The 21203-nt window shown below is 62.1% G+C and carries 35 protein-coding genes and 1 pseudogene; all 36 read left to right on the top strand.

The features are described from left to right. Positions 1-84, top strand: an 84-nt coding sequence (locus tag NKJ23_RS32570; protein ID WP_455749504.1) for an EF-Tu C-terminal domain-related protein, incomplete at its 5' end; no start/stop codon positions are given. A 63-nt stretch (positions 85-147) separates the two neighbouring features. Further along, positions 148-456 (top strand): 30S ribosomal protein S10, encoded by a 309-nt coding sequence (rpsJ, locus tag NKJ23_RS32575; protein ID WP_006205468.1) that lies wholly within the window; start codon positions 148-150, stop codon positions 454-456. Between the two features lie 96 nt (positions 457-552). After that, positions 553-1281: a 50S ribosomal protein L3 gene (gene rplC, locus NKJ23_RS32580; protein WP_352684842.1), complete on the top strand. Its 729-nt coding sequence runs from the start codon at positions 553-555 to the stop codon at positions 1279-1281. After that, complete coding sequence (gene rplD, locus NKJ23_RS32585) at positions 1281-1901, top strand: 50S ribosomal protein L4 (protein WP_023675140.1); 621 nt, start codon at positions 1281-1283, stop codon at positions 1899-1901. Before rplC ends, rplD begins: the two co-directional genes overlap by 1 nt. Further along, entirely contained in the window at positions 1898-2191 is a 294-nt protein-coding gene (locus NKJ23_RS32590; RefSeq protein ID WP_023675139.1) for a 50S ribosomal protein L23, read from the top strand. Before rplD ends, NKJ23_RS32590 begins: the two co-directional genes overlap by 4 nt. Positions 2192-2213: 22 nt before the next feature. Continuing rightward, positions 2214-3047 carry a 50S ribosomal protein L2 gene (gene rplB, locus NKJ23_RS32595; protein WP_023675138.1) on the top strand — a complete coding sequence of 278 codons (834 nt, stop codon included), beginning with the start codon at positions 2214-2216 and terminating at the stop codon, positions 3045-3047. A gap of 16 nt (positions 3048-3063) precedes the next feature. Beyond that, on the top strand, positions 3064-3342 hold the full coding sequence (gene rpsS, locus NKJ23_RS32600) for a 30S ribosomal protein S19 (protein WP_006205463.1): 279 nt from the start codon (positions 3064-3066) through the stop codon (positions 3340-3342). A gap of 2 nt (positions 3343-3344) precedes the next feature. Beyond that, on the top strand, positions 3345-3734 hold the full coding sequence (gene rplV, locus NKJ23_RS32605) for a 50S ribosomal protein L22 (protein ID WP_006205462.1): 390 nt from the start codon (positions 3345-3347) through the stop codon (positions 3732-3734). Further along, positions 3734-4459: a 30S ribosomal protein S3 gene (gene rpsC, locus NKJ23_RS32610; protein ID WP_023675137.1), complete on the top strand. Its 726-nt coding sequence runs from the start codon at positions 3734-3736 to the stop codon at positions 4457-4459. The genes rplV and rpsC overlap by 1 nt, the downstream gene beginning before the upstream one ends. A 27-nt stretch (positions 4460-4486) precedes the next feature. Beyond that, on the top strand, positions 4487-4900 hold the full coding sequence (gene rplP / locus NKJ23_RS32615; RefSeq protein WP_006205460.1) for a 50S ribosomal protein L16: 414 nt from the start codon (positions 4487-4489) through the stop codon (positions 4898-4900). A gap of 13 nt (positions 4901-4913) precedes the next feature. Next, positions 4914-5114 (top strand): 50S ribosomal protein L29, encoded by a 201-nt coding sequence (rpmC, locus tag NKJ23_RS32620; protein WP_006205459.1) that lies wholly within the window; start codon positions 4914-4916, stop codon positions 5112-5114. Positions 5115-5125: 11 nt separating this feature from the next. Continuing rightward, on the top strand, positions 5126-5365 hold the full coding sequence (rpsQ, locus tag NKJ23_RS32625) for a 30S ribosomal protein S17 (RefSeq protein WP_023675136.1): 240 nt from the start codon (positions 5126-5128) through the stop codon (positions 5363-5365). Between the two features lie 82 nt (positions 5366-5447). Further along, positions 5448-5816, top strand: coding sequence for a 50S ribosomal protein L14 (gene rplN, locus NKJ23_RS32630; RefSeq protein ID WP_006205457.1), 369 nt, complete (start codon positions 5448-5450; stop codon positions 5814-5816). Between the two features lie 12 nt (positions 5817-5828). Next, complete coding sequence (gene rplX, locus NKJ23_RS32635; protein ID WP_254817150.1) at positions 5829-6143, top strand: 50S ribosomal protein L24; 315 nt, start codon at positions 5829-5831, stop codon at positions 6141-6143. Further along, a complete protein-coding gene (rplE, locus tag NKJ23_RS32640) occupies positions 6136-6714 on the top strand; it encodes a 50S ribosomal protein L5 (protein WP_008875670.1) in 579 nt (192 codons plus the stop codon). The genes rplX and rplE overlap by 8 nt, the downstream gene beginning before the upstream one ends. A 26-nt stretch (positions 6715-6740) precedes the next feature. Then, positions 6741-7046, top strand: a complete 306-nt coding sequence (rpsN, locus tag NKJ23_RS32645; protein ID WP_023675134.1) for a 30S ribosomal protein S14 — start codon at positions 6741-6743, stop codon at positions 7044-7046. A 12-nt stretch (positions 7047-7058) separates the two neighbouring features. Beyond that, positions 7059-7457: a 30S ribosomal protein S8 gene (gene rpsH, locus NKJ23_RS32650; RefSeq protein ID WP_006205453.1), complete on the top strand. Its 399-nt coding sequence runs from the start codon at positions 7059-7061 to the stop codon at positions 7455-7457. A gap of 89 nt (positions 7458-7546) precedes the next feature. Then, positions 7547-8080, top strand: coding sequence for a 50S ribosomal protein L6 (gene rplF / locus NKJ23_RS32655; protein ID WP_023675133.1), 534 nt, complete (start codon positions 7547-7549; stop codon positions 8078-8080). An 85-nt stretch (positions 8081-8165) separates the two neighbouring features. Then, positions 8166-8525, top strand: coding sequence for a 50S ribosomal protein L18 (gene rplR, locus NKJ23_RS32660; protein WP_023675132.1), 360 nt, complete (start codon positions 8166-8168; stop codon positions 8523-8525). A 155-nt stretch (positions 8526-8680) separates the two neighbouring features. After that, entirely contained in the window at positions 8681-9244 is a 564-nt protein-coding gene (rpsE, locus tag NKJ23_RS32665) for a 30S ribosomal protein S5 (protein WP_006333394.1), read from the top strand. Between the two features lie 24 nt (positions 9245-9268). Then, positions 9269-9466, top strand: coding sequence for a 50S ribosomal protein L30 (rpmD, locus tag NKJ23_RS32670; RefSeq protein ID WP_006205449.1), 198 nt, complete (start codon positions 9269-9271; stop codon positions 9464-9466). A gap of 22 nt (positions 9467-9488) precedes the next feature. Next, entirely contained in the window at positions 9489-9962 is a 474-nt protein-coding gene (gene rplO, locus NKJ23_RS32675; RefSeq protein WP_023675131.1) for a 50S ribosomal protein L15, read from the top strand. 191 nt (positions 9963-10153) lie between these two features. Beyond that, complete coding sequence (gene secY / locus NKJ23_RS32680; protein WP_023675130.1) at positions 10154-11494, top strand: preprotein translocase subunit SecY; 1341 nt, start codon at positions 10154-10156, stop codon at positions 11492-11494. Further along, positions 11491-12102 (top strand): adenylate kinase, encoded by a 612-nt coding sequence (locus NKJ23_RS32685; RefSeq protein WP_352684844.1) that lies wholly within the window; start codon positions 11491-11493, stop codon positions 12100-12102. The genes secY and NKJ23_RS32685 overlap by 4 nt, the downstream gene beginning before the upstream one ends. Positions 12103-12300: 198 nt before the next feature. Next, positions 12301-12669 carry a 30S ribosomal protein S13 gene (gene rpsM / locus NKJ23_RS32690; RefSeq protein ID WP_006205445.1) on the top strand — a complete coding sequence of 123 codons (369 nt, stop codon included), beginning with the start codon at positions 12301-12303 and terminating at the stop codon, positions 12667-12669. Between the two features lie 139 nt (positions 12670-12808). After that, positions 12809-13198, top strand: a complete 390-nt coding sequence (gene rpsK / locus NKJ23_RS32695) for a 30S ribosomal protein S11 (protein WP_006205444.1) — start codon at positions 12809-12811, stop codon at positions 13196-13198. Between the two features lie 104 nt (positions 13199-13302). Beyond that, positions 13303-14313, top strand: coding sequence for a DNA-directed RNA polymerase subunit alpha (locus NKJ23_RS32700; RefSeq protein ID WP_023675128.1), 1011 nt, complete (start codon positions 13303-13305; stop codon positions 14311-14313). A 43-nt stretch (positions 14314-14356) separates the two neighbouring features. Further along, entirely contained in the window at positions 14357-14788 is a 432-nt protein-coding gene (rplQ, locus tag NKJ23_RS32705; protein ID WP_023675127.1) for a 50S ribosomal protein L17, read from the top strand. 194 nt (positions 14789-14982) lie between these two features. Next, positions 14983-16470 carry a DegQ family serine endoprotease gene (locus NKJ23_RS32710; protein WP_352684846.1) on the top strand — a complete coding sequence of 496 codons (1488 nt, stop codon included), beginning with the start codon at positions 14983-14985 and terminating at the stop codon, positions 16468-16470. A 43-nt stretch (positions 16471-16513) separates the two neighbouring features. Beyond that, the gene (locus NKJ23_RS32715; protein ID WP_352684848.1) at positions 16514-17824 is read left to right on the top strand and encodes a replication-associated recombination protein A; all 1311 of its coding nucleotides are present in this window, start codon (positions 16514-16516) and stop codon (positions 17822-17824) included. Between the two features lie 136 nt (positions 17825-17960). Further along, a complete protein-coding gene (locus tag NKJ23_RS32720) occupies positions 17961-18791 on the top strand; it encodes an aspartyl/asparaginyl beta-hydroxylase domain-containing protein (protein WP_352684850.1) in 831 nt (276 codons plus the stop codon). A gap of 31 nt (positions 18792-18822) precedes the next feature. Next, positions 18823-19209, top strand: a complete 387-nt coding sequence (crcB, locus tag NKJ23_RS32725; RefSeq protein ID WP_352593858.1) for a fluoride efflux transporter CrcB — start codon at positions 18823-18825, stop codon at positions 19207-19209. Further along, complete coding sequence (crcB, locus tag NKJ23_RS32730; RefSeq protein WP_502902607.1) at positions 19206-19706, top strand: fluoride efflux transporter CrcB; 501 nt, start codon at positions 19206-19208, stop codon at positions 19704-19706. The genes crcB (NKJ23_RS32725) and crcB (NKJ23_RS32730) overlap by 4 nt, the downstream gene beginning before the upstream one ends. Further along, positions 19703-20041, top strand: a complete 339-nt coding sequence (locus NKJ23_RS32735) for a DUF190 domain-containing protein (RefSeq protein ID WP_254817158.1) — start codon at positions 19703-19705, stop codon at positions 20039-20041. The genes crcB (NKJ23_RS32730) and NKJ23_RS32735 overlap by 4 nt, the downstream gene beginning before the upstream one ends. Before the next feature lie 62 nt (positions 20042-20103). Then, positions 20104-21084 (top strand): RluA family pseudouridine synthase, encoded by a 981-nt coding sequence (locus tag NKJ23_RS32740; protein WP_352684852.1) that lies wholly within the window; start codon positions 20104-20106, stop codon positions 21082-21084. 5 nt (positions 21085-21089) lie between these two features. Beyond that, positions 21090-21203, top strand: a pseudogene (locus NKJ23_RS32745) (EamA/RhaT family transporter); the annotation flags it as partial.

A 21203-nucleotide genomic window follows, 5' to 3' on the forward strand; every position in this document is an offset into this window, starting at 1 on the left:
GCCATGGAAGAGAAGCTGCGCTTCGCCATCCGTGAAGGCGGCCGCACCGTCGGTGCCGGCATCGTCGTCACCATCAAAGAGTAATTTGGACTTAAACCGATCTGTCGCGGGCGCTGCCCGCGCCGCGCCAGAACAAGGAAGTGACGCATGAACGGACAGAATATCCGCATCCGCCTGAAGGCGTTTGATCACCGGGTGCTCGACGCCTCGACACGGGAAATCGTGTCGACCGCCAAGCGCACCGGCGCCAACGTCCGCGGCCCCATTCCGCTGCCGACGCGGATCGAAAAGTTCACGGTCAACCGGTCGCCTCACGTCGACAAGAAGAGCCGCGAGCAGTTCGAGATGCGCACGCACAAGCGTCTGCTCGACATCGTCGACCCGACCCCGCAGACGGTCGATGCTTTGATGAAGCTCGACCTGGCCGCCGGTGTCGACGTCGAGATCAAGCTCTAAGGAACCAGAGGTCAGCGGGGCGACCCGGAACTCTGAAGGAACAAGAGGCGTGGAGGGGCGACAGCCCCGACAGGGAACTCTAAAGGAATTGAACCGATGCGTTCAGGTGTGATTGCAAAGAAGGTGGGAATGACCCGCATCTACAACGATGCCGGGGAACATGTTCCCGTCACTGTTCTCCAGATGGAGAACTGCCAGGTCGTGGCGCAGCGCACGCAGGAGAAGAACGGCTATACCGCCGTCCAGCTCGGCGTTGGCCTTGCCAAGGTGAAGAACACGTCGAAGGCGATGCGCGGCCATTTCGCGACCGCTTCCGTCGAGCCCAAGGCCAAGGTTGCCGAGTTCCGCGTCTCCGCCGACAACATGATCGATGTTGGCGCCGAGATCACCGTCGAGCACTTCGTCGTCGGCCAGAAGGTCGATGTGACGGGGACCACGATCGGCAAGGGCTTCCAGGGCGTCATCAAGCGGCACCACATGGGTGGCGGCCGCGCGACGCACGGCAACTCGGTGTCGCACCGTACACACGGCTCGACCGGCCAGCGCCAGGATCCGGGCAAGGTGTTCAAGGGCAAGCATATGGCCGGCCACATGGGTGACACCCGCGTCACCACGCAGAATGTCGAGGTCGTCTCGACCGATGCCGATCGCGGCCTGATCCTGATCCGCGGTGCGGTCCCGGGTTCGAAGGGTGCATGGATTCTGGTCCGCGACGCGGCCAAGGTGGCGCTTCCGGCCAATGCGCCGAAGCCAGCCGCGATCCGCGCCATTGCGACTGACGGTGCCGCCACGAACGAGGCCCCGGCCACAGAGGGAGCGGAATAATGGACCTCAAGATTACAACGCTTGGCGGCAAGGACGCCGGCAAGCTGAAGCTCTCCGAAGAGATTTTTGGCCTTGATCCGCGCGAGGACATCCTGCAGCGCGTCGTGCGCTGGCAGCTTGCCAAGAAACAGCAGGGCACCCACAAGGCCAAGGGTCGCGCGGAAATCGCCCGCACCGGCGCCAAGATGTACAAGCAGAAGGGTACCGGCCGCGCCCGTCACCATTCGGCTCGCGCTCCGCAGTTCCGCGGCGGCGGCAAGGCCCACGGCCCGGTCGTGCGCAGCCATGAGCACGATCTGCCGAAGAAGGTGCGCGCGCTCGGCCTCAAGCATGCGCTTTCGGCCAAGGCCAAGAGCGCGTCGATCATCATCATCGACGAGCTGAAGCTGACCGAGGCCAAGACCAAGGCACTGATCGCGAATTTCGCGACGCTGGGCCTGAGCAACGCCCTGGTGATCGGCGGCGCCGAGCTTGACAAGAATTTCAAGCTGGCGGCGACCAACATCCCGAACATCGACGTGCTGCCCATCCAGGGCATCAACGTCTACGACATTCTGCGCCGCGGCACGCTGGTCCTTTCCAAGGCCGCCGTCGAGGCTCTCGAGGAGCGCTTCAAATGACCGACCTTCGTCATTACGACGTGATCGTCTCGCCGGCGATCACCGAAAAGTCGACCATGGCTTCCGAGCAGAACCAGGTCGTCTTCAATGTCGCCAAGAAGGCGTCGAAGCCGGAAATCAAGGCCGCCGTCGAAGCGCTGTTCGGCGTCAAGGTGATGGCCGTGAACACGCTTGTCCGCAAGGGCAAGATCAAGCGCTTCCGCGGCACGATCGGCCGCCAGAGCGACGTCAAGAAGGCGGTTGTGACGCTGGCCGAAGGCCAGTCGATCGACGTCGCGACGGGTCTCTGAGCAAGGTCGCGAGGACAGAACAATGGCACTGAAAAAATTCAACCCGGTAACGCCGAGCACCCGTCAGCTGGTCATCGTCGACCGCTCGGGCCTCTACAAGGGCAAGCCCGTCAAGGGCCTGACCGAAGGCCTGACCAAGTCGGGCGGCCGCAACAATTACGGCCGCATCACGGCCCGCTTCATCGGCGGCGGTCACAAGCGCACCTACCGTATCATCGACTTCAAGCGCCGCAAGTTCGACGTCGTCGGCACGGTCGAGCGTATCGAGTACGATCCGAACCGCACCGCCTTCATCGCGCTGATCAAGTATGACGATGGCGAGTTGTCCTACATCATCGCCCCGCAGCGTCTGGCTCCCGGCGACAAGATCGTGGCCGGTGAATCGGTCGACGTGAAGCCGGGCAACGCGATGCCGCTGGCTTCGATGCCGGTCGGCACGATCGTCCACAATATCGAACTGAAGCCCGGCAAGGGCGCTCAGGTCGCCCGTTCGGCCGGCGGTTATGGCCAGCTCGTCGGCCGCGACCAGGGCATGGCGATCCTGCGCCTCAATTCGGGCGAGCAGCGTGTCGTCCACGGCTCCTGCATGGCCACTGTCGGCGCCGTGTCTAACCCGGACCACGGCAACATCAATGACGGCAAGGCAGGCCGCACCGTGTGGCGCGGCAAACGTCCGCACAATCGCGGCGTGACCATGAACCCGGTCGACCATCCACATGGCGGCGGCGAAGGCCGCACCTCGGGTGGCCGCCATCCGGTTTCGCCCTGGGGCAAGCCGACCAAGGGCAAGAAGACGCGGTCCAACAAGGCGACCGACAAGTTCATCCTGCGCTCGCGCCATCAGCGCAAGAGCTAAGAAGAGGTAACGCCAAGTGACTCGTTCGATTTGGAAAGGCCCCTTCATCGACGGCTACCTTCTGAAGAAGGTGGACAAGGTTCGTGAAGGTGGTCGCAATGAGGTGATCAAGATGTGGAGCCGCCGCTCCACCATCCTGCCGCAGTTCGTCGGCTTCACCTTCGGTGTCTACAACGGCCAGAAGCACGTTCCCGTCTCGGTGAACGAGGACATGGTCGGTCACAAGTTCGGTGAATTCGCTCCGACCCGGACCTATTACGGTCACGGCGCGGATAAGAAGGCGAAGAGGAAATAATCATGGGCAAGGCCAAAGCTCCGCGCAGGCTTGCTGACAACGAAGCGCGCGCCGTGTTGCGCACGATCCGTATCAGCCCGCAGAAGCTGAACCTCGTTGCCGCGCTGATCCGCGGCAAGAAGGTCGCGACAGCGCTTTCCGATCTCGAATTCTCGGCCAAGCGGATTTCCGGCACGGTCAAGAAGACGCTGGAATCGGCGATCGCCAACGCGGAAAACAACCACGACCTCGACGTCGATGCGCTGATCGTGGCGGAAGCCTATGTCGGCAAGTCGATCGTCATGAAGCGGTTCCATGCCCGTGGCCGTGGTCGCGCCAGCCGTATCGAGAAACCGTTCTCGCACCTCACGATCGTCGTTCGTGAAGTCGAAGAAAAAGGGGAGGCCGCATAATGGGCCAGAAAGTCAATCCGATCGGTCTGCGTCTCGGCATCAACCGCACCTGGGATTCGCGCTGGTTCGCGAACACCGGCGAGTACGGCAAGCTGCTGCACGAGGACATCAAGATCCGCAAATATCTTGAGAAGGAACTCAAGCAGGCTGCGATCTCGAAGGTCGTGATCGAGCGTCCGCACAAGAAGTGCCGCGTCACCATCCATGCGGCGCGTCCGGGCCTGATCATCGGCAAGAAGGGCGCCGACATCGAGAAGCTTCGCAAGAAGCTGATGGAGATGACCAAGTCCGAGACGCATCTGAACATCGTCGAAGTGCGCAAGCCGGAGATCGACGCGACCTTGGTCGCCCAGTCGATCGCACAGCAGCTCGAGCGCCGCATCGCGTTCCGCCGCGCCATGAAGCGTGCCGTGCAGTCGGCGATGCGCCTCGGTGCCGAAGGCATCCGCATCAACTGCGCCGGCCGTCTCGGCGGCGCCGAGATCGCGCGCATGGAATGGTATCGCGAAGGCCGCGTGCCGCTGCATACGCTGCGTGCCGACGTCGACTACGGCACGGCCGAGGCGAATACGGCCTACGGCATCTGCGGCGTCAAGGTCTGGGTGTTCAAGGGCGAAATCCTCGAGCACGACCCGATGGCTTCGGAGCGCCGCGCCACCGAGGGCGATCATGCGCATGGCGGTGGTGGTGAGCGCGAACGCGGTCGCCGTCGCGAAAACGCGTAAGACATTTAGGAATTTGGAGTTAGAACGATGCTGCAGCCAAAGCGCACAAAGTTCCGCAAGCAGTTCAAGGGCCGCATCCACGGTACCGCCAAGGGCGGCACCAACCTGGATTTCGGTGGTTTCGGGCTGAAGGCGCTTGAGCCGAACCGCGTCACCGCGCGTGAGATCGAGGCGGCCCGCCGCGCGATCACCCGCGAGATGAAGCGTGCCGGCCGCGTGTGGATCCGTATCTTCCCGGACGTGCCGGTGACGTCGAAGCCGACCGAAGTCCGTATGGGTAAGGGCAAGGGCGCGGTCGACTACTGGGCGGCACGCGTCAAGCCGGGCCGCATCATGTTCGAGATCGACGGCGTCAACGAGGAAACCGCCCGTGAGGCGCTGCGTCTCGGCGCGGCCAAGCTCTCGGTCAGGACGCGCTTCGTACAGCGCATCGCAGAATAAGGACGGGCTGATCATGAAAGCCGAAGACATCCGGACCAAGACCCAGGACCAGCTGACCGACGACCTGGCCAGCCTGAAGAAGGAGCAGTTCAACCTGCGCTTCCAGAAGGCCACCGGCCAGCTTGAGAAGACCGCGCGCGTGAGGCAGGTCCGCAAGGACATTGCGCGTATCAAGACCATCGCTGCGGAAAAGTCCGCGGCCAAGAAGGCTTAAGGACGAAAACCATGCCAAAGCGCATTCTGCAGGGCACCGTCGTCAGCGACAAGAACGAGAAGACGGTTGTCGTCAAGGTCGAACGGCGCTTCACGCATCCCGTGATGAAGAAGACCGTGCGCATGACCAAGAAGTACAAGGCGCACGACGAGAACAACGCCCACAAGGTCGGCGATCAGGTGTTCATCCAGGAATCGAAGCCGATTTCCAAGGACAAGCGCTGGGTCGTGGTGTCTTCGGACCAGGCGTGATCAGGGCTAACGAAACGAATTTTGGACAGACCGGGGAGGGGTGAGAAACCCGTCCCGTTAGAAAAGAAGAAGGCGGCCAGTCATGATTCAGATGCAAACAAACCTCGACGTCGCGGATAATTCCGGCGCCCGTCGTGTCATGTGCATCAAGGTGCTGGGCGGCTCGAAGCGGAAATACGCTTCCGTGGGCGACATCATCGTGGTGTCGATCAAGGAAGCCATCCCGCGCGGCCGCGTCAAGAAGGGCGATGTGATGAAGGCGGTCGTGGTTCGCACGGCCAAGGACATCCGCCGCCCGGACGGCAGCGTGATCCGTTTCGACAAGAACGCAGCCGTTCTCGTCGACAACAAGAAAGAGCCGATCGGCACGCGTATCTTCGGACCGGTTCCGCGCGAACTCCGCGCCAAGAACCACATGAAGATCATCTCGCTCGCGCCTGAAGTGCTGTAAGGAGCCGGACCAATGCAAAAGATTAGAAAAGGCGACAAGGTCGTCGTGCTGGCCGGCAAGGACAAGGGCCGTTCGGGCGAAGTCCTTTCGGTACAGCCGAAGGATGACACCGCGCTGGTGCGCGGCGTCAACCTGATCCGTCGTCACCAGAAGCAGTCCCAGTCCCAAGAGGGCGGGATCATCACCAAGGAAGCGCCGATCCAGCTGTCGAACATCGCGCTGGCCGACCCCAAGGATGGCAAACCGACCCGCGTCGGCTTCATCTTCCAGAAGGACGGCAAGAAGGTGCGCGTCGCCAAGCGCTCGGGAGAAGTCATCAATGGCTAAGGCTCAAACCAAGCAGGCAACTGCCCAGAACACGCCGCGCCTCAAGCAGGTCTACAACGAGACCATCCGCAAGGCGCTGCAGGAGCAGTTCGGCTACGAGAACGAGATGCAGGTTCCGCGCATCGACAAGATCGTGCTGAACATGGGCGTCGGCGAGGCGACTGGCGATTCGAAGAAGCCTTCGATCGCCGCGGAAGACCTTGCGATGATCGCCGGCCAGAAGGCCGTTGTCACCCGCGCCCGCAACTCGATCGCCGGCTTCAAGGTCCGCGAGAAGATGCCGATCGGCGCCAAGGTCACGCTGCGCAAGGAACGCATGTACGAGTTCCTCGACCGCCTCGTGAACATCGCACTGCCGCGCGTCCGCGACTTTCGCGGACTTAATCCGAAGAGCTTCGATGGCCGTGGCAACTATGCCATGGGCATCAAGGAACACATCGTGTTTCCGGAGATCAACTACGACAAGGTTGATCAGATCTGGGGCATGGACGTCATCGTTTGTACGACTGCGAAGACGGACGACGAAGCCAGGGCATTGCTCAAGGCCTTCAACTTCCCCTTCCGCCAGTAACGGCAGCGAGAAAAGGAAAATCTGAAATGGCAAAGACCAGCTCAGTCGAGAAGAACAACAGGCGCCGCAAGCTTGCGGACCAGTTCGCTGCCAAGCGCAAGGTGCTCAAGGCGATCATCATGGATCAGTCCAAGCCGATGGAAGAGCGCTTCCGCGCCCAGCTGAAGCTTTCGGCGCTGCCGCGCAACTCGGCCAAGACCCGCATCCGCAACCGCTGCGAAGTCACCGGACGTCCGCGTGCCTATTATCGCAAGCTCAAAGTATCGCGTATCGCGCTTCGTGATCTCGGCAATAACGGCCAGATCCCGGGCCTGGTCAAGTCGAGCTGGTAAGGAGGACATAACATGTCATTGAGCGATCCTCTCGGCGATATGCTGACCCGCATCCGCAACGCGTATGGCCGCAAGAAGTCGAGCGTTTCGACGCCGGCCTCGCGCCTGCGTACCCGCGTCCTCGACGTGCTGAAGGCGGAAGGCTATATCCGCGACTACAGCCAGACCGACTTCGACAACGGCAAGTCCGAAATCGAGATCGAGCTGAAGTATTTCGATGGTGCGCCGGTGGTGCGCGAAATCGCTCGGGTCTCGAAGCCCGGCCGCCGCGTCTATGTTTCGGCCAAGTCGATACCGCACGTCGCCAACGGCCTCGGCATCGCCATCCTTTCGACGCCGAAGGGCGTGATGGCCGACCACGAAGCGCGTGAACAGAATGTCGGCGGGGAAATCCTCTGCCAGATCTTCTGATCTGGTATGTGACCCGGTTGGAAACAGGTTTTCGGGATCTAGTCCCGAAAGCCGAGACCTGAAACAAGAGAAGTGACGAGGACAACAAAATGTCTCGTATTGGAAAGAAACCCGTTTCGCTGCCGCAGGGCGTGACCGCGACCGTCAACGGCCAGACCGTGACGGCGAAGGGTCCGAAGGGCGAGCTGAAGTTCGTGGTGAACGACGAAGTGCTGGTCAAGATGGAAGGCAGCGAGATCGCTGTCCAGCCGCGCGACCAGACCAAGACTGCCCGTTCCAAGTGGGGCATGTCACGCACGCAGATCGTCAACATCCTGCAGGGCGTCAAGGACGGCTTCGAAAAGAAGCTCGAGATCACCGGCGTCGGCTATCGTGCCGCCATGCAAGGCAAGAACCTGCAGCTGGCGCTCGGCTTCAGCCATGACGTCGTCTACGAGACGCCGCAGGGCGTGACGATTTCGGTGCCGAAGCCGACGGAAATCACCGTGACCGGCATCGACAAGCAGCAGGTCGGCCAGGTTGCCGCCGAGATCCGCGAGTATCGCAGCCCCGAGCCCTACAAGGGCAAGGGCGTTCGCTATGCTGGCGAGAAGATCGTCCGCAAGGAAGGCAAGAAGAAGTAATTTTAACGCCGCGGGGAGCGGTCGCGGGAGGCTCGTCCTACCGCATATGGTTGCCCCCGTTTTTTGAAGGCAAGGAACTGATATCATGGGCTCGAAAGAATCCACCCAACGCCGCGCCCAGCGCGTCCGCCGCCAGATCAAGAAGGTTGCCGGCGATCGTCCGCGCTTGTCGGTCCATCGCACGTCGAAGAACATCTACGTCCAGGTGATCGACGACGCCAAGGGCCACACCATCGCGGCTGCTTCGACGCTCGAGAAGGAGCTCAAGGGCTCGCTCAAGACCGGCGCCGACACCGCGGCTGCAGCTGCCATCGGAAAGCTGATCGCCGAACGCGCCTCGAAGGCCGGCGTCAAGGAAGTCGTCTTCGACCGCGGCGCCTATATCTACCACGGCCGCGTCAAGGCGCTGGCCGAGGCTGCCCGTGAAGGTGGTCTGAGCTTCTAGAGCATGATCCCGAACCGAAGGTCAGCGCAGCAAAAAGTTGCAGACTTTTCGGATAAGATCATGCGAAGGAAAAAAGAGTTTTCGCCCCCGGCGACCCGCAGAGGTGCCGGATATCATCATCAACCGTGCTTCCGGAAAAAAACAAGGAACAGGATATGGCACAGGAACGTAGGGATGGCGGCCGCGGCCGTGATCGCGAAGAGCGCGACGACGGCATGGTCGACAAGCTCGTCCACATCAACCGTGTCGCCAAAGTCGTCAAGGGCGGCCGGCGCTTCGGCTTTGCGGCACTTGTCGTCGTCGGCGACCAGAAGGGCCGCGTCGGCTTCGGCCACGGCAAGGCGCGCGAAGTGCCGGAGGCGATCCGCAAGGCGACCGAATCGGCCAAGCGCGACATGATCTTCGTGCCGCTGCGCTCAGGCCGCACGCTGCACCACGACGTCGAGGGACGCTGGGGCGCGGGACGCGTTCTGCTGCGCGCCGCCAAGCAAGGTACCGGCATCATCGCCGGCGGCCCGATGCGCGCCGTTTTCGAGACGCTCGGCATGCATGACGTGGTCGCCAAGTCGATGGGTTCTTCGAACCCCTACAACATGGTTCGCGCCACTTTCGACGCGCTGAAGAGCCAGATGCATCCGAAGGATGTGGCTGCCGCGCGCGGCATCAAGTATTCGACCCTTCAGGCCCGCCGCGGCACCGCCGTTGCGGCTGAAGAATAGTCGACGCTGACCAGGGATCTGACCATGGCCAAGAAAGCAACCAAGACCATCACCGTCGAGCAGATCGGTTCGCCGATCCGCCGGCCGAAGGAGCAGCGCGCAACGCTGGTCGGCCTCGGCCTCAACAAGATGCACAAGCAGCGCACGCTGGAGGATACGCCCTCGGTGCGCGGCATGATCGCTGCCGTCCAGCATCTCGTCCGCGTCGTGGACGAGGGCTGAGCCAGAGCGCAGGAGAACCCAGATGAAACTCAATGATCTGCGTGACAAGGACGGCGCGACGCACTCCAAGAAGCGTCTCGGCCGTGGCATCGGTTCCGGTTCGGGCAAGACCGCCGGTCGCGGCGTCAAGGGCCAGAAGGCGCGCTCCGGCGTCGCCGTCAACGGCTTCGAGGGTGGCCAGATGCCGCTCTACCGCCGCCTGCCGAAGCGCGGTTTCAACAATATCTTCGCCAAGAGCTTCACCGTCGTGTCGCTGGCCCGCATCCAGGCCGCGCTCGATGCCAAGAAGCTCGATGCTAAGACAGTTGTGACGGCCGAGGCGCTGGTTGCGGCCGGCGTCATCCGTCGCGTCAAGGACGGCGTGCGCATCCTCTCGGACGGCGACATCAAGGCCAAGCTTGCCTTCGACGTTGCCGGTGCTTCCAAGGCCGCGATCGAGAAGATCGAAAAGGCCGGCGGCTCGGTGAAGTTGCCTGAGCAGGCAGCCGCCGAGTAACGGCAATTTGAAGCACGGTCGGCAAAGGTGGAATTCGGTTTTGCCTGCGGTCGTGCTTTGATCTGACAGATGTGGCGGCCGCATCAACGCGGCCGCTTGCATGTTTGCAGTCCGGAGCTTATCTCGTGAGCTTCGGTGACACGCGCCGCCTGAGCTGCGGGCATCGAGCGTGACCAAGCGGAGAATCAGGCATGGCTTCGGCTGCTGAACAACTGGCCTCGAATCTGAATTTTTCGGCCTTCGCCAAAGCCGAGGATCTGAAGAAGCGCATCTGGTTCACCATCGGCGCGCTGCTCGTCTACCGCCTTGGCACCTATATCCCGCTGCCCGGCATCAATCCCGACGCTTTCGCCCAGGCCTTCTCGTCGCAGAGCAAGGGCGTGCTCGGCATGTTCAACATGTTCGCCGGCGGCGCCGTGCAGCGCATGGCGATCTTTGCCCTTGGCATCATGCCCTATATCTCGGCCTCCATCATCATGCAGCTGATGACCTCGGTCATTCCGTCGCTGGAAGCGCTGAAGAAGGAAGGCGAGCAGGGCCGCAAGATCATCAACCAGTACACGCGCTACGGCACCGTGCTTCTGGCGCTGGTTCAGGCGTACGGCATTTCGGTCGGGCTTGAGGGCGGCAACGGCATCGTCAACGATCCCGGCATGTTCTTCCGCATCTCTACCGTCGTCACGCTGGTCGGCGGCACCATGTTCCTGATGTGGCTTGGCGAGCAGATCACTGCTCGCGGCATCGGCAACGGCATTTCGCTGATCATCTTCTCCGGCATCGTCGCCGGCCTGCCGCGCGCCATCTCCGGCACGCTGGAGCTTGGCCGCACCGGCGCCTTGTCGACCGGCCTGATCCTGGCGATCATCGTGCTGGCCATCATCGTCATCGCGCTGATCGTCTTCTTCGAGCGCGCCCAGCGCCGCCTGCTGATCCAGTATCCCAAGCGCCAGGTCGGCAATCGCATGTTCCAGGGCGATACCTCGCATCTGCCGCTGAAGCTTAACACCTCCGGCGTCATTCCGCCGATCTTCGCCTCGTCGCTGCTGCTGCTTCCGGCAACGGTTGCCGGCTTCTCGCAGACCACCAATATGCCTGCATGGGCCAGCACCATCCTGGCGGCGCTCGGCCACGGCCAGCCGCTCTATATGGCCTTCTACGCGGCGATGATCGTGTTCTTCGCCTTCTTCTATACGGCGATCGTCTTCAATCCGAAGGACACCGCCGACCAGCTCAAGAAGCATTCGGGCTTCATCCCGGGCTATCGTCCGGGCGAGCGCACTGCGGACTATATTGACTATGTGCTCACCCGCATCACCGTCGTCGGCGCCATTTATCTGGTGCTGGTGTGTCTGCTGCCCGAGTTCCTGATTTCAGCGACTGGCGTACCGTTCTACCTTGGTGGCACTTCGCTCCTGATCGTGGTCAGTGTAACGCTCGATACGGTGGCGCAGATTCAGGGTCACCTGATCGCGCACCAGTATGAGGGCCTGATCAAGAAGTCGAAGCTGCGCGGGGGGAAAAAGGCCAGATGAGGTTGATATTGCTTGGACCGCCGGGGGCGGGCAAGGGGACACAAGCACTAAGACTGGTAGAACGACACGGCATCCCACAGCTTTCCACGGGGGACATGCTGCGTGCTGCTGTCCAGGCTGGCACCGAAGTCGGCAAGCGCGCCAAGGCGGTGATGGACGCTGGCGAACTGGTGTCCGACGCTATCGTCAACGCCATCGTGGCCGAGCGCATCGATCAAGCTGATTGCGCAAACGGCTTCATCCTTGACGGGTATCCCCGAACTCTGGTGCAAGCGGACGCCGTTGAGGAAATGCTGTCGGATCGCGGACTGGAGCTAGACGCGGTCATCGAATTTGTTGTCGACGACAAGGCGCTGGTTGGCCGAATCGTCAAGCGCGCCGAAGAAGCCAAGGCCGCAGGCCTGCCGGTGCGCAAGGACGACAGTCCAGCGGTGTTCGAAGAACGCTTGAGGGAATATTACAAGAAAACCTCGCCGCTGATCGGCTACTACTACGCCAAGGGCAAACTCAGGGGCGTCGATGGCATGGCCGACATCGATGCGGTGACGCAGCAGATCGAGGCGGTGCTCAGGGCGACGACCCGGAAAGTCGGCCAGGCGGCCGGCTAGAGAATCGAACGATTGCGCTTGACTGGAGCGGTCCGCTGGGGTATGGCGGCCCGTCTTCCTATCAGGCATGAGGCTTGCTTGTCCGCAAGGGCAAGGCAGGCCGCTTTGAACTGGAAACTCCCGCAAGGGCCGGCCTCCACCGGACGCGGGGCAACTTGAAGCGCCGGCTCGTCCGGCCTATATGGAGAAGAGAAGAACATGGCTCGTATAGCCGGCGTCAATATTCCGACCAACAAGCGCGTCGTCATCGCGCTTCAATACATTCACGGCATTGGCAAGAAGTTCGCCCAGGAGATCGTCGACAAGGTCGGCATCCCGGCCGAGCGCCGCGTCAACCAGCTGACCGACGCGGAAGTGCTGCAGATCCGCGAGACCATCGATCGTGATTACCAGGTCGAGGGCGACCTGCGCCGCGAAGTTTCGATGAATATCAAGCGGCTCATGGACCTCGGCTGCTACCGCGGCCTGCGTCACCGCCGCTCGCTGCCGGTTCGTGGTCAGCGCACGCATACCAATGCGCGCACCCGCAAGGGCCCGGCTAAGTCGATTGCCGGAAAGAAGAAGTAATTTAGGGCAGTAAGGGAGTAGGGCAGTAAGGCAATAGGAACGGCAGACATACTGCCCTACTGCCATATTCCCCTACTGCCTTCTCCCTGGTGGAGCCGCTGGCATTACGGCGGTGTAGAGATCAACTGAAAGGACCATCATGGCCAAGGAAGCCGCTCGTGTTCGCCGTCGCGAACGCAAGAACATCTCGTCGGGCGTTGCCCACGTCAATTCGACCTTCAACAACACGATGATCACCATCACCGACGCGCAGGGTAACTCGATTGCCTGGTCGTCGGCCGGAGCCCAGGGCTTCAAGGGATCGCGCAAGTCGACCCCGTTCGCTGCCCAGATGGCCGCAGAAGATGTTGCCAAGAAGGCCCAGGAACACGGCATGCGCATGCTCGAGGTCGAGGTCTGTGGACCCGGCTCCGGTCGTGAATCGGCGCTGCGCGCGCTGCAGGCTGCCGGCTTCACCATCACCTCGATCCGTGATGTGACGCCGATCCCGCACAATGGCTGCCGCCCGCGCAAGAAGCGCCGCGTCTAAAGAATTTACCGAACGCCGCGCGAGCGCCTCAAGGGCGCTCCTCCACGGCATTCCAGGTCGCCCGCCACGATTGGATGGTGGCGGGACAACGGAAGGAAAGCACTATGATCCAGAAAAATTGGCAAGAACTGATCAAGCCGAACAAGATCGAGTTCTCGTCGAAGAAGAAGACGCTGACCACGCTGGTCGCCGAGCCGCTCGAGCGCGGCTTCGGCCTCACCCTCGGCAACGCGCTGCGCCGCGTGCTTCTGTCTTCGCTGCGTGGCGCGGCTGTAACCGCCGTGCAGATCGACGGCGTTCTGCATGAATTCTCGTCCATCGCCGGCGTCCGCGAGGACGTGACCGACATCGTTTTGAACATCAAGGAAATCGCCATCCGCATGGAAGGCGACGGCCCCAAGCGCATGGTCGTCCGCAAGCAGGGACCGGGCGCGGTTCTCGCCGGCGACATCCAGACGGTCGGCGACGTCGAGATCCTCAATCCCGACCACGTCATCTGCACGCTGGATGAAGGCGCTGAAATCCGCATGGAATTCACCGTCGATACCGGCAAGGGCTATGTGCCGGCCGACCGTAACCGCGCCGAGGACGCGCCGATCGGGCTGATCCCCGTCGACAGCCTGTATTCGCCGGTCAAGAAGGTCTCCTACAAGGTCGAGAACACCCGCGAGGGCCAGGTTCTCGACTATGACAAGCTGACCATGACCATCGAGACCGACGGTTCGATTTCGGGCGAGGACGCGGTGGCCTTCGCCGCTCGCATCCTGCAGGACCAGCTCGGCCTGTTCGTCAATTTCGACGAGCCGCAGAAGGAAGTCGCCGCCGAACAGGTTACCGAGCTTGCCTTCAACCCGGCGCTGCTCAAGAAGGTCGACGAGCTCGAGCTTTCGGTGCGTTCGGCCAACTGCCTGAAGAACGACAACATCGTCTATATCGGCGACCTGATCCAGAAGACCGAAGCCGAGATGCTGCGCACCCCGAACTTCGGCCGCAAGTCGCTGAACGAGATCAAGGAAGTCCTGGCGGCGATGGGCCTGCATCTCGGCATGGAAGTGCCGGACTGGCCGCCGGAAAACATCGAAGACCTCGCCAAGCGTTACGAAGACCAATATTGAGGCTTGAGAGAGCCTCTTGAACCCGCAGTGAAGGAGAAGAGCCATGCGCCACGGATTTAAAGGCCGCCGGTTCGCCCGCAGCATAAGCCATCGCAAGTCGATGTTTGCCAACCTTGCCGTGTCGCTTATCGAGCACGAGCAGATCCTCACCACGCTGCCGAAGGCGAAGGATTTGCGTCCGATCGTCGAGAAGCTGGTGACGCTCGGCAAGCGCGGCGACCTGCACGCCCGCCGCCAGGTTATTGCCCAGATCGGCAATGAAGGCGTCGTCAAGCGCCTGTTCGATACCATCGCGCCACGTTATGCCACCCGCAACGGCGGCTATCTGCGCATCATGAAGGCCGGCTTCCGCCACGGTGATAACGCGGCAATGGCGGTCATCGAGTTCGTCGACCGCGACACCTCGGCCAAGGGCGCCGGCGACCGTGCCCGCATCGAGGCCGAAGGCACCGAAGAGGAAGCCGCAGCCGCATAAGGCTCGGTTTTTCGCGAGAAGTTCAAAAGGGGCCTCCGGGCCCCTTTTTCTGTTTCCGAAGGTACCGGGCAGGGCTGGTAGGGGTTTTGTCACCGGTTTTTGCGGCGACTACCCAAAATAATCGGATTTCAGCGGCTTAGCCTTTCATTTTGCACAATCGTCAGGACAATGGCGCCCGACTTGGAGGATTCGGAATGCGCGTTAAACGGCTGTCCCTTGTTCTGATCTGCGCCTTGATGGCGTTGGCCGTCGTGCCGGCGGCCAGGCACGCGCTGGCGGAGGAGGCCAAGCCAGATCCCGGTCTGTCCGACGTGCTGACCGATCTGCTGCATGGCGTCGAAGGCGAAAACGCCACTTCCGGCCCCGACAAGCGCGTGCCGTTCGGCCGCGAGGAGGTGCAGCTGTCCTTCGCGCCGCTGGTCAAGCAGACAGCGCCGGCCGTGGTCAATGTCTACGCCTCGCAGACCGCCAAGGTGACGTCGCCCTTCGACGGCGATCCGTTCTTCGAGGAGTTCTTCGGCCGCTCGCAGCCGCGCGCGCAGTCTTCGCTCGGTTCGGGGGTGCTGGTCGATCCGACCGGCGTCGTGGTCACCAATTTCCACGTCGTCAAGGACGCCGACCAGGTCAAGGTCGCGACTGCCGATGGGCGCGAATTCGACAGCAAGGTGCTGCTCAAGGATGAGACGCTCGACCTCGCCGTGCTCAAGATTTCTTCTGACAAGCCGTTCCCGGTGATCGCTATCGGCGATTCCGACGCGCTCGAGGTCGGCGATCTGGTGCTGGCGATCGGCAATCCGTTCGGTGTCGGCCAGACCACCACCAGCGGCATCATTTCGGCGGTGGCGCGCAGCCATATCGGCGTCTCCGATTCCAGCTTCTTCATCCAGACCGACGCCGCCATCAACCCCGGCAATTCCGGTGGCGCGCTGGTCAACATGGGAGGGCAGCTGATCGGCATCAACACGGCGATCTATAGCCGTAGCGGCGGCTCGATCGGCATCGGCTTTGCCATCCCTTCGAACATGGTTCGCGCCTTCGCCGACGCGGCCAAGGCCGGGCTCGACTTCTTCGAGCGGCCGTATGCCGGTGCCGAGTTCGAGGCGGTGACGCCGCAGATTGCCGAATCGCTTGGCATCGACAAACCGACCGGCGCGCTGGTTTCTTCGGTCGAAGAGGCGGGACCCGCCGCCAAGGCAGGGCTCAAGCCGGGCGACGTAGTGCTGTCGCTCAATGGCAAGCCGGTCGAGAGCGTCGGGGCGCTGGACTACCGGATGGCGACGCTGTCGATTGGTACGAATGCCAGCTTCGGTGTTCTGAGCAAGGGTCAGCAGGCGACGATGGACATCGCGCTGGAACGGCCCCCTGAGGGCGCCAAAGCTGCGGAACTCATATTGCGCGGCCGCAGCCCGTTTTCCGGTGCCAAGGTTGCTGAACTGTCGCCACGGCTTGCCCAACGGCTCGGTCTGCGCACCGATGTCAAAGGCGTCACCGTGGTCGACATCAACCGCGATTCGCCTGCTGCCGATTTTGGCTTCCAGCCAGGCGACATCGTGCGTGAGGTCAATGGCCTGACGATCGACAAGGCGGCGACCTTGGAACAGGTAGCCCAGCAGGATACGCGCTGGTGGCGCTTTACCGTCGAGCGCGGCGGGCAGATACTGCGCCAGGTGTTGCGTTACTGAGCCCGAACGTCAGCATGATCGGGCTCCAGGCAGAAGAAGTTGCATGGCCGATCTGTTCAGTGTCGATGAACCGGAAAAGACGCCGCCCGGCAGGCCGCTGGCGGACCGTCTGCGCCCGAAGAACCTCGGCGAGGTCGTCGGCCAGGAGCATCTGACCGGACCCGACGGCGCGCTGACGCGGCTGATCGGCTCCGGCTCGCTCGGCTCGATGATCTTCTGGGGCCCGCCCGGCACCGGCAAGACCACGGTCGCACGGCTGCTTGCCGGCGAGACAAGCCTCGCCTTCGAACAGATCTCGGCGGTGTTTTCCGGCGTTGCCGACCTGAAGAAAGTGTTCGAGGCAGCGAAGCTGCGCCGCTCCAACGGCCGCCAGACACTGCTGTTCGTCGACGAGATCCATCGCTTCAACCGCGCCCAGCAGGACAGTTTTCTGCCCGTGATGGAAGACGGCACCGTCGTGCTGGTCGGCGCCACCACGGAGAATCCGTCCTTCGAGCTTAACGCCGCGCTGTTGTCGCGCGCGCGTGTGCTGGTCTTTCACTCACTCGGCGAGGACAGTATCGCCAAGCTGCTGGCGCGGGCCGAGGAGGCAGAGGGCAGGGCGCTGCCGCTCGATGAAGACGCGCGGGCGATGCTCATCCGCATGAGCGATGGCGACGGCCGCGCGGCATTGACGCTCGCCGAAGAGGTCTGGCGCGCAGCGAAATCAAAGGAGGTGTTCGGCGCCGAAGCCCTGCAGCGCATCGTCCAGCGCCGCGCGCCAATCTACGACAAGGGACAGGATGGCCACTACAATTTGATCTCCGCCTTGCACAAATCGGTGCGCGGCTCCGACCCCGACGCGGCACTCTACTATCTCGCCCGCATGTTCGACGCCGGCGAAGATCCGCTTTATCTCGGGCGCCGGTTGGTGCGCATGGCGATGGAGGATATCGGGCTGGCCGACCCGCAGGCGCTCGTCGTCGCTAACGCCGCCAAGGACGCCTATGACTATCTGGGCTCGCCCGAGGGCGAACTGGCCTTCGCCGAGGCGACCGTCTATCTCGCCACCGCGCCGAAATCCAATGCAGTCTATACCGCGTTCAAGGCCGCCACACAGGCGGCGAAGGAATTCGGTTCGCTGCTGCCGCCCAAGCACATTCTCAATGCGCCGACCAAGCTGATGAAACAGGAAGATTACGGCGCCGGCTATCGCTACGACCACGACGAGCCCGACGCTTTTTCCGGCCAGGACTATTTTCCGGAGAAGATGGGAAGGCAGACATTCTACGACCCGCCCGAGCGCGGCTTCGAGCGCGATATCAGGAAGCGGCTGGATTATTGGGCGAAGCTGCGCAGCGAGCGGGAAAGATAGCTGCCAGTCGCACACTGGTGTGATCGCCGTTGTCTGGCGGGATAAAAAACCCTATCAAGATGCGCCTTCGGCCGGCGGACAGGCCAGAAACGTACCGACGATATTCAGAACGGAATCGCGCCTGGCGCGTGGAAAAATGACAAAAAAAACTCGCAAGACCCTTCGGAAGTTCGCCATAGCGATCCCGCTGCTGGCGCTCGGCTTCTATTTCATTCCCATCCTGACGACAATTTTCATTGTCCTCGGCCTGATCGACGTGTTGCGCAACGACAACAAGAACTGGGCGCTGTTCAGTGGTTATTTCCTCGGCAACGGCATCTTCACCTGGCTGCTTTCGCCCTTCAATCTGCTGGTCGATCTGCTGTGCTACAGAAACCGCGGTGTCTGGAAACTGGACCAGTTTCCTCCGGACTATCAGCGTGAGGTCAACGAGGTTCTCGACGTCTTCAAGGCGCGCAAGGACGAGATCATCGCCGATATCGACGCCAATTTCGGCAGCGGCCGGCGCGGCATGTATGTCTACCAGTGGTATGGCAAGCACAAAATCGACAACGTTGCCGAATTCAACAAGGATTTCAAATACATCAAGACCATCGCCGTGTCGGTGTTCAGGGGCAAGGAATCGACCTCCTGGCATTTCGGACCGCTGCGGCTCAGCCTGCGCATTCTCTACAACCTTCTCCCGGTGAAGGCCGAGGTTTTCGTCGAGTGCAACAACGCCAGGAACTACTGGCACGACAATCCGCTCTATATTTTCGACGACACGCTGCTGCACCGCTCGGTCAACGAATATGATGGGCGCCGCTACTGCGTGTTCATGGACATCATCCGGCCATCGCCATTCCCCAGCCTGATCGCCGCTCTTCTCGCCATCGTTTCGGTCAGCGTCGAGCGCATCAATGCCATGTTCTACAAGAACTGGAAGATGATCGGCTCCAGCAAGCCGAAGAAGGCCGGAGCCGCCTGACACCGTGGTGTGACCGGCGCGAGGGAGCACGATGTATCATCTGTTGCTTGTCTGCCTTGGTGGCGCGATCGGTGCAATGGCCCGCTTCTTCCTGTCCGGCTTCGTCGCCCGCCGGGTCGGCGAGACCTTTCCCTGGGGCACTATGGCCGTCAACGTCTCGGGAGCGTTTGCAATCGGTGTCGTTGCGCATGCGGTGGCGCGCGACGGCATGCCCGCCATCTGGGCCTTTACCGTTACCGGCGGCCTCGGCTGCTACACCACGGTTTCTTCCTTCAGCCTGCAGACGCTGGCGCTGGCGCGCGAGGGCGAATGGCGGCGCGCCGGCGGAAATGTGCTGCTTTCGGTTTTTCTGAGCCTCGGCGGCGTGACGCTGGGCTTTGCTGCGGGAAGTCTTCTGATTGGCGGCGGGGCGCCGTGAGCGGCCTGCGGAAGCTCCGCCACGACGGGACGGACACTGCCGCGGCAGGGCATGCGGCGCGCCTCATTGGCCGTCGCAGAACCAACGAAACGGTTCGGCTCTATGCGACCGTAGCCGCAGGCAGCATGATCGGCGGTGTGTTGCGGGCGCTTGCCTCATCGACGAGCACTGCCCTGTGGGGCGCTGGATTTCCCTTCGGCACGCTCCTCGTCAACATTGTTGGCTCGTTCCTCATCGGCTTCTACGCGACAATGACGGGACCGGATGGCCGCGTCTTCGCCGGTCCGCTGCAACGTCAATTCTTCATGGCCGGCTTCTGCGGCGGCCTGACGACCTTCTCCGCTTTCAGCCTTGAAACACTCACCCTCGCGCAAGGCGGGAGGCTTGTGGCGGCGGGACTCAATATCGCGATCTCCGTGGTGGCCTGGCTTGCCGCCGTCTGGCTTGGCCACATCTTTGCAGTTCGGCTCAACCGGCTGAGAGGGTCCAGGCAATGAAGATACCAACACAGGCACAATTGCTGCGCATATTTATCGGCGAAAACGACAAGGCAGATGGCCGTCCGCTGTATGAGGTTATCGTGCTGAGGGCCCGCGAAATGCAGATCGCCGGCGCGACCGTCCTGCGCGGCGCGATGGGGTTCGGCCATTCCAGCCGGCTTCACACCACGAAGATCCTCCGCCTATCGGAGGATCTGCCACTCGTCATCGAGATCGTCGATGACGAGGAAAAATTGGCCGCTTTCCTGCCCGTGCTTGAAACAATCATGACAAGTGGTTTGATTACGCTGGAGAAAGTTCAGGTTCTGCAATATGGAACCGACAACGAATAACCGAGTGAGATTGCGGGTACCGGCGAATGCCGTTGCATGCCTGCAAAACGGCGATTGGAATCATGGCAGGCGTTGAACAGATCACAGTGGACGCCGGCGAGGCGGGCATGCGGCTCGACCGCTGGTTCAAGAGCCATTTCCCCGGTCTCGGTTTCGGTCATCTGCAGAAGCTGCTGCGTTCCGGTCAGATCCGCGTCGACGGCGGCAGGGTGAAGGCCGATACCCGCGTCGAAGCCGGCCAGACGGTCCGAGTGCCGCCGCTCGAAGTCGACAAGAAAGGTGAAAGCCCGCTCACCGGTCATTCGATCCGCAACCAGGGCGACGCCGACGTTTTGGCAAAGATGCTGATCCATGAGGACCAGAAGGTCTTCGTCTTCAACAAGCCGGCCGGCCTGGCGGTCCAGGGCGGCTCTGGCGTCACCCGCAATGTCGACGACATGCTGGAAGCCTGGCGCAACCAGAAGGGCGAGAAGCCGCGTCTGGTGCACCGGCTCGACCGCGACACGTCGGGTGTGCTGGTTGTCGCCCGTACAAGGCTCGCCGCCATGAAGCTCGCCGAAGCGTTCCGGGCGCGTGAGACGAAGAAAACCTACTGGGCGCTGGTCAAGGACGTGCCGCCGAAGCGCGAGGACAAGATCTCGACCTGGCTGATCAAGGAACCGACGCCCGACGGCGATCGTGTGCGCATCGCCAAGCATGGCGAAAAGGGCGCCGATCACGCCGTGTCCTATTACCGCATCGTCGAGCAGGCGGCGCAGACCCTGTCCTGGCTGGAAATGGAACCCTATACCGGGCGCACCCACCAGCTTCGCGTTCATGCCGCCCATATCGGTTGCCCGATCATCGGCGACCCCAAATATTTCGAGGCCGACACCAATTGGGATTTTCCAGGCGGCATGCAGAACCGCCTGCATCTGCACGCGCGCCGCATTGTCATCCCTCATCCCGACAAGGGCTTTGTCGACGTCACCGCACCGATGCCGCCGCATATGCGCCAGAGCTGGAACCTACTCGGTTTCGACGACGCGAGCGCGGAGGACTAGCGGCGGTGGGCGTCGCCACAGATACGCTCGACCGCCGTGACGCGGTCGATCTGGCGGCCGCCGCCATCATGGTCGGGCTAACCTTTTCGTGGGGCCTGAACTACGTTGCCGCCAAGATC

It is taken from the genome of Mesorhizobium sp. M0184 (assembly GCF_040322215.1).
Taxonomy (GTDB): domain Bacteria; phylum Pseudomonadota; class Alphaproteobacteria; order Rhizobiales; family Rhizobiaceae; genus Mesorhizobium.

Excerpts from the sequence above, each read along its gene's own strand:
- rpsJ (WP_006205468.1), top strand. The coding sequence starts at position 148 with ATGAACGGACAGAATATCCGCATCCGCCTGAAGGCGTTTGATCACCGG.
- rplC (WP_352684842.1), top strand. The coding sequence starts at position 553 with ATGCGTTCAGGTGTGATTGCAAAGAAGGTGGGAATGACCCGCATCTAC.
- rplD (WP_023675140.1), top strand. The coding sequence starts at position 1,281 with ATGGACCTCAAGATTACAACGCTTGGCGGCAAGGACGCCGGCAAGCTG.
- NKJ23_RS32590 (WP_023675139.1), top strand. The coding sequence starts at position 1,898 with ATGACCGACCTTCGTCATTACGACGTGATCGTCTCGCCGGCGATCACC.
- rplB (WP_023675138.1), top strand. The coding sequence starts at position 2,214 with ATGGCACTGAAAAAATTCAACCCGGTAACGCCGAGCACCCGTCAGCTG.
- rplV (WP_006205462.1), top strand. The coding sequence starts at position 3,345 with ATGGGCAAGGCCAAAGCTCCGCGCAGGCTTGCTGACAACGAAGCGCGC.
- rpsC (WP_023675137.1), top strand. The coding sequence starts at position 3,734 with ATGGGCCAGAAAGTCAATCCGATCGGTCTGCGTCTCGGCATCAACCGC.
- rplP (WP_006205460.1), top strand. The coding sequence starts at position 4,487 with ATGCTGCAGCCAAAGCGCACAAAGTTCCGCAAGCAGTTCAAGGGCCGC.
- rpmC (WP_006205459.1), top strand. The coding sequence starts at position 4,914 with ATGAAAGCCGAAGACATCCGGACCAAGACCCAGGACCAGCTGACCGAC.
- rpsQ (WP_023675136.1), top strand. The coding sequence starts at position 5,126 with ATGCCAAAGCGCATTCTGCAGGGCACCGTCGTCAGCGACAAGAACGAG.
- rplN (WP_006205457.1), top strand. The coding sequence starts at position 5,448 with ATGATTCAGATGCAAACAAACCTCGACGTCGCGGATAATTCCGGCGCC.
- rplX (WP_254817150.1), top strand. The coding sequence starts at position 5,829 with ATGCAAAAGATTAGAAAAGGCGACAAGGTCGTCGTGCTGGCCGGCAAG.
- rplE (WP_008875670.1), top strand. The coding sequence starts at position 6,136 with ATGGCTAAGGCTCAAACCAAGCAGGCAACTGCCCAGAACACGCCGCGC.
- rpsN (WP_023675134.1), top strand. The coding sequence starts at position 6,741 with ATGGCAAAGACCAGCTCAGTCGAGAAGAACAACAGGCGCCGCAAGCTT.
- rpsH (WP_006205453.1), top strand. The coding sequence starts at position 7,059 with ATGTCATTGAGCGATCCTCTCGGCGATATGCTGACCCGCATCCGCAAC.
- rplF (WP_023675133.1), top strand. The coding sequence starts at position 7,547 with ATGTCTCGTATTGGAAAGAAACCCGTTTCGCTGCCGCAGGGCGTGACC.
- rplR (WP_023675132.1), top strand. The coding sequence starts at position 8,166 with ATGGGCTCGAAAGAATCCACCCAACGCCGCGCCCAGCGCGTCCGCCGC.
- rpsE (WP_006333394.1), top strand. The coding sequence starts at position 8,681 with ATGGCACAGGAACGTAGGGATGGCGGCCGCGGCCGTGATCGCGAAGAG.
- rpmD (WP_006205449.1), top strand. The coding sequence starts at position 9,269 with ATGGCCAAGAAAGCAACCAAGACCATCACCGTCGAGCAGATCGGTTCG.
- rplO (WP_023675131.1), top strand. The coding sequence starts at position 9,489 with ATGAAACTCAATGATCTGCGTGACAAGGACGGCGCGACGCACTCCAAG.
- secY (WP_023675130.1), top strand. The coding sequence starts at position 10,154 with ATGGCTTCGGCTGCTGAACAACTGGCCTCGAATCTGAATTTTTCGGCC.
- NKJ23_RS32685 (WP_352684844.1), top strand. The coding sequence starts at position 11,491 with ATGAGGTTGATATTGCTTGGACCGCCGGGGGCGGGCAAGGGGACACAA.
- rpsM (WP_006205445.1), top strand. The coding sequence starts at position 12,301 with ATGGCTCGTATAGCCGGCGTCAATATTCCGACCAACAAGCGCGTCGTC.
- rpsK (WP_006205444.1), top strand. The coding sequence starts at position 12,809 with ATGGCCAAGGAAGCCGCTCGTGTTCGCCGTCGCGAACGCAAGAACATC.
- NKJ23_RS32700 (WP_023675128.1), top strand. The coding sequence starts at position 13,303 with ATGATCCAGAAAAATTGGCAAGAACTGATCAAGCCGAACAAGATCGAG.
- rplQ (WP_023675127.1), top strand. The coding sequence starts at position 14,357 with ATGCGCCACGGATTTAAAGGCCGCCGGTTCGCCCGCAGCATAAGCCAT.
- NKJ23_RS32710 (WP_352684846.1), top strand. The coding sequence starts at position 14,983 with ATGCGCGTTAAACGGCTGTCCCTTGTTCTGATCTGCGCCTTGATGGCG.
- NKJ23_RS32715 (WP_352684848.1), top strand. The coding sequence starts at position 16,514 with ATGGCCGATCTGTTCAGTGTCGATGAACCGGAAAAGACGCCGCCCGGC.
- NKJ23_RS32720 (WP_352684850.1), top strand. The coding sequence starts at position 17,961 with ATGACAAAAAAAACTCGCAAGACCCTTCGGAAGTTCGCCATAGCGATC.
- crcB (WP_352593858.1), top strand. The coding sequence starts at position 18,823 with ATGTATCATCTGTTGCTTGTCTGCCTTGGTGGCGCGATCGGTGCAATG.
- NKJ23_RS32735 (WP_254817158.1), top strand. The coding sequence starts at position 19,703 with ATGAAGATACCAACACAGGCACAATTGCTGCGCATATTTATCGGCGAA.
- NKJ23_RS32740 (WP_352684852.1), top strand. The coding sequence starts at position 20,104 with ATGGCAGGCGTTGAACAGATCACAGTGGACGCCGGCGAGGCGGGCATG.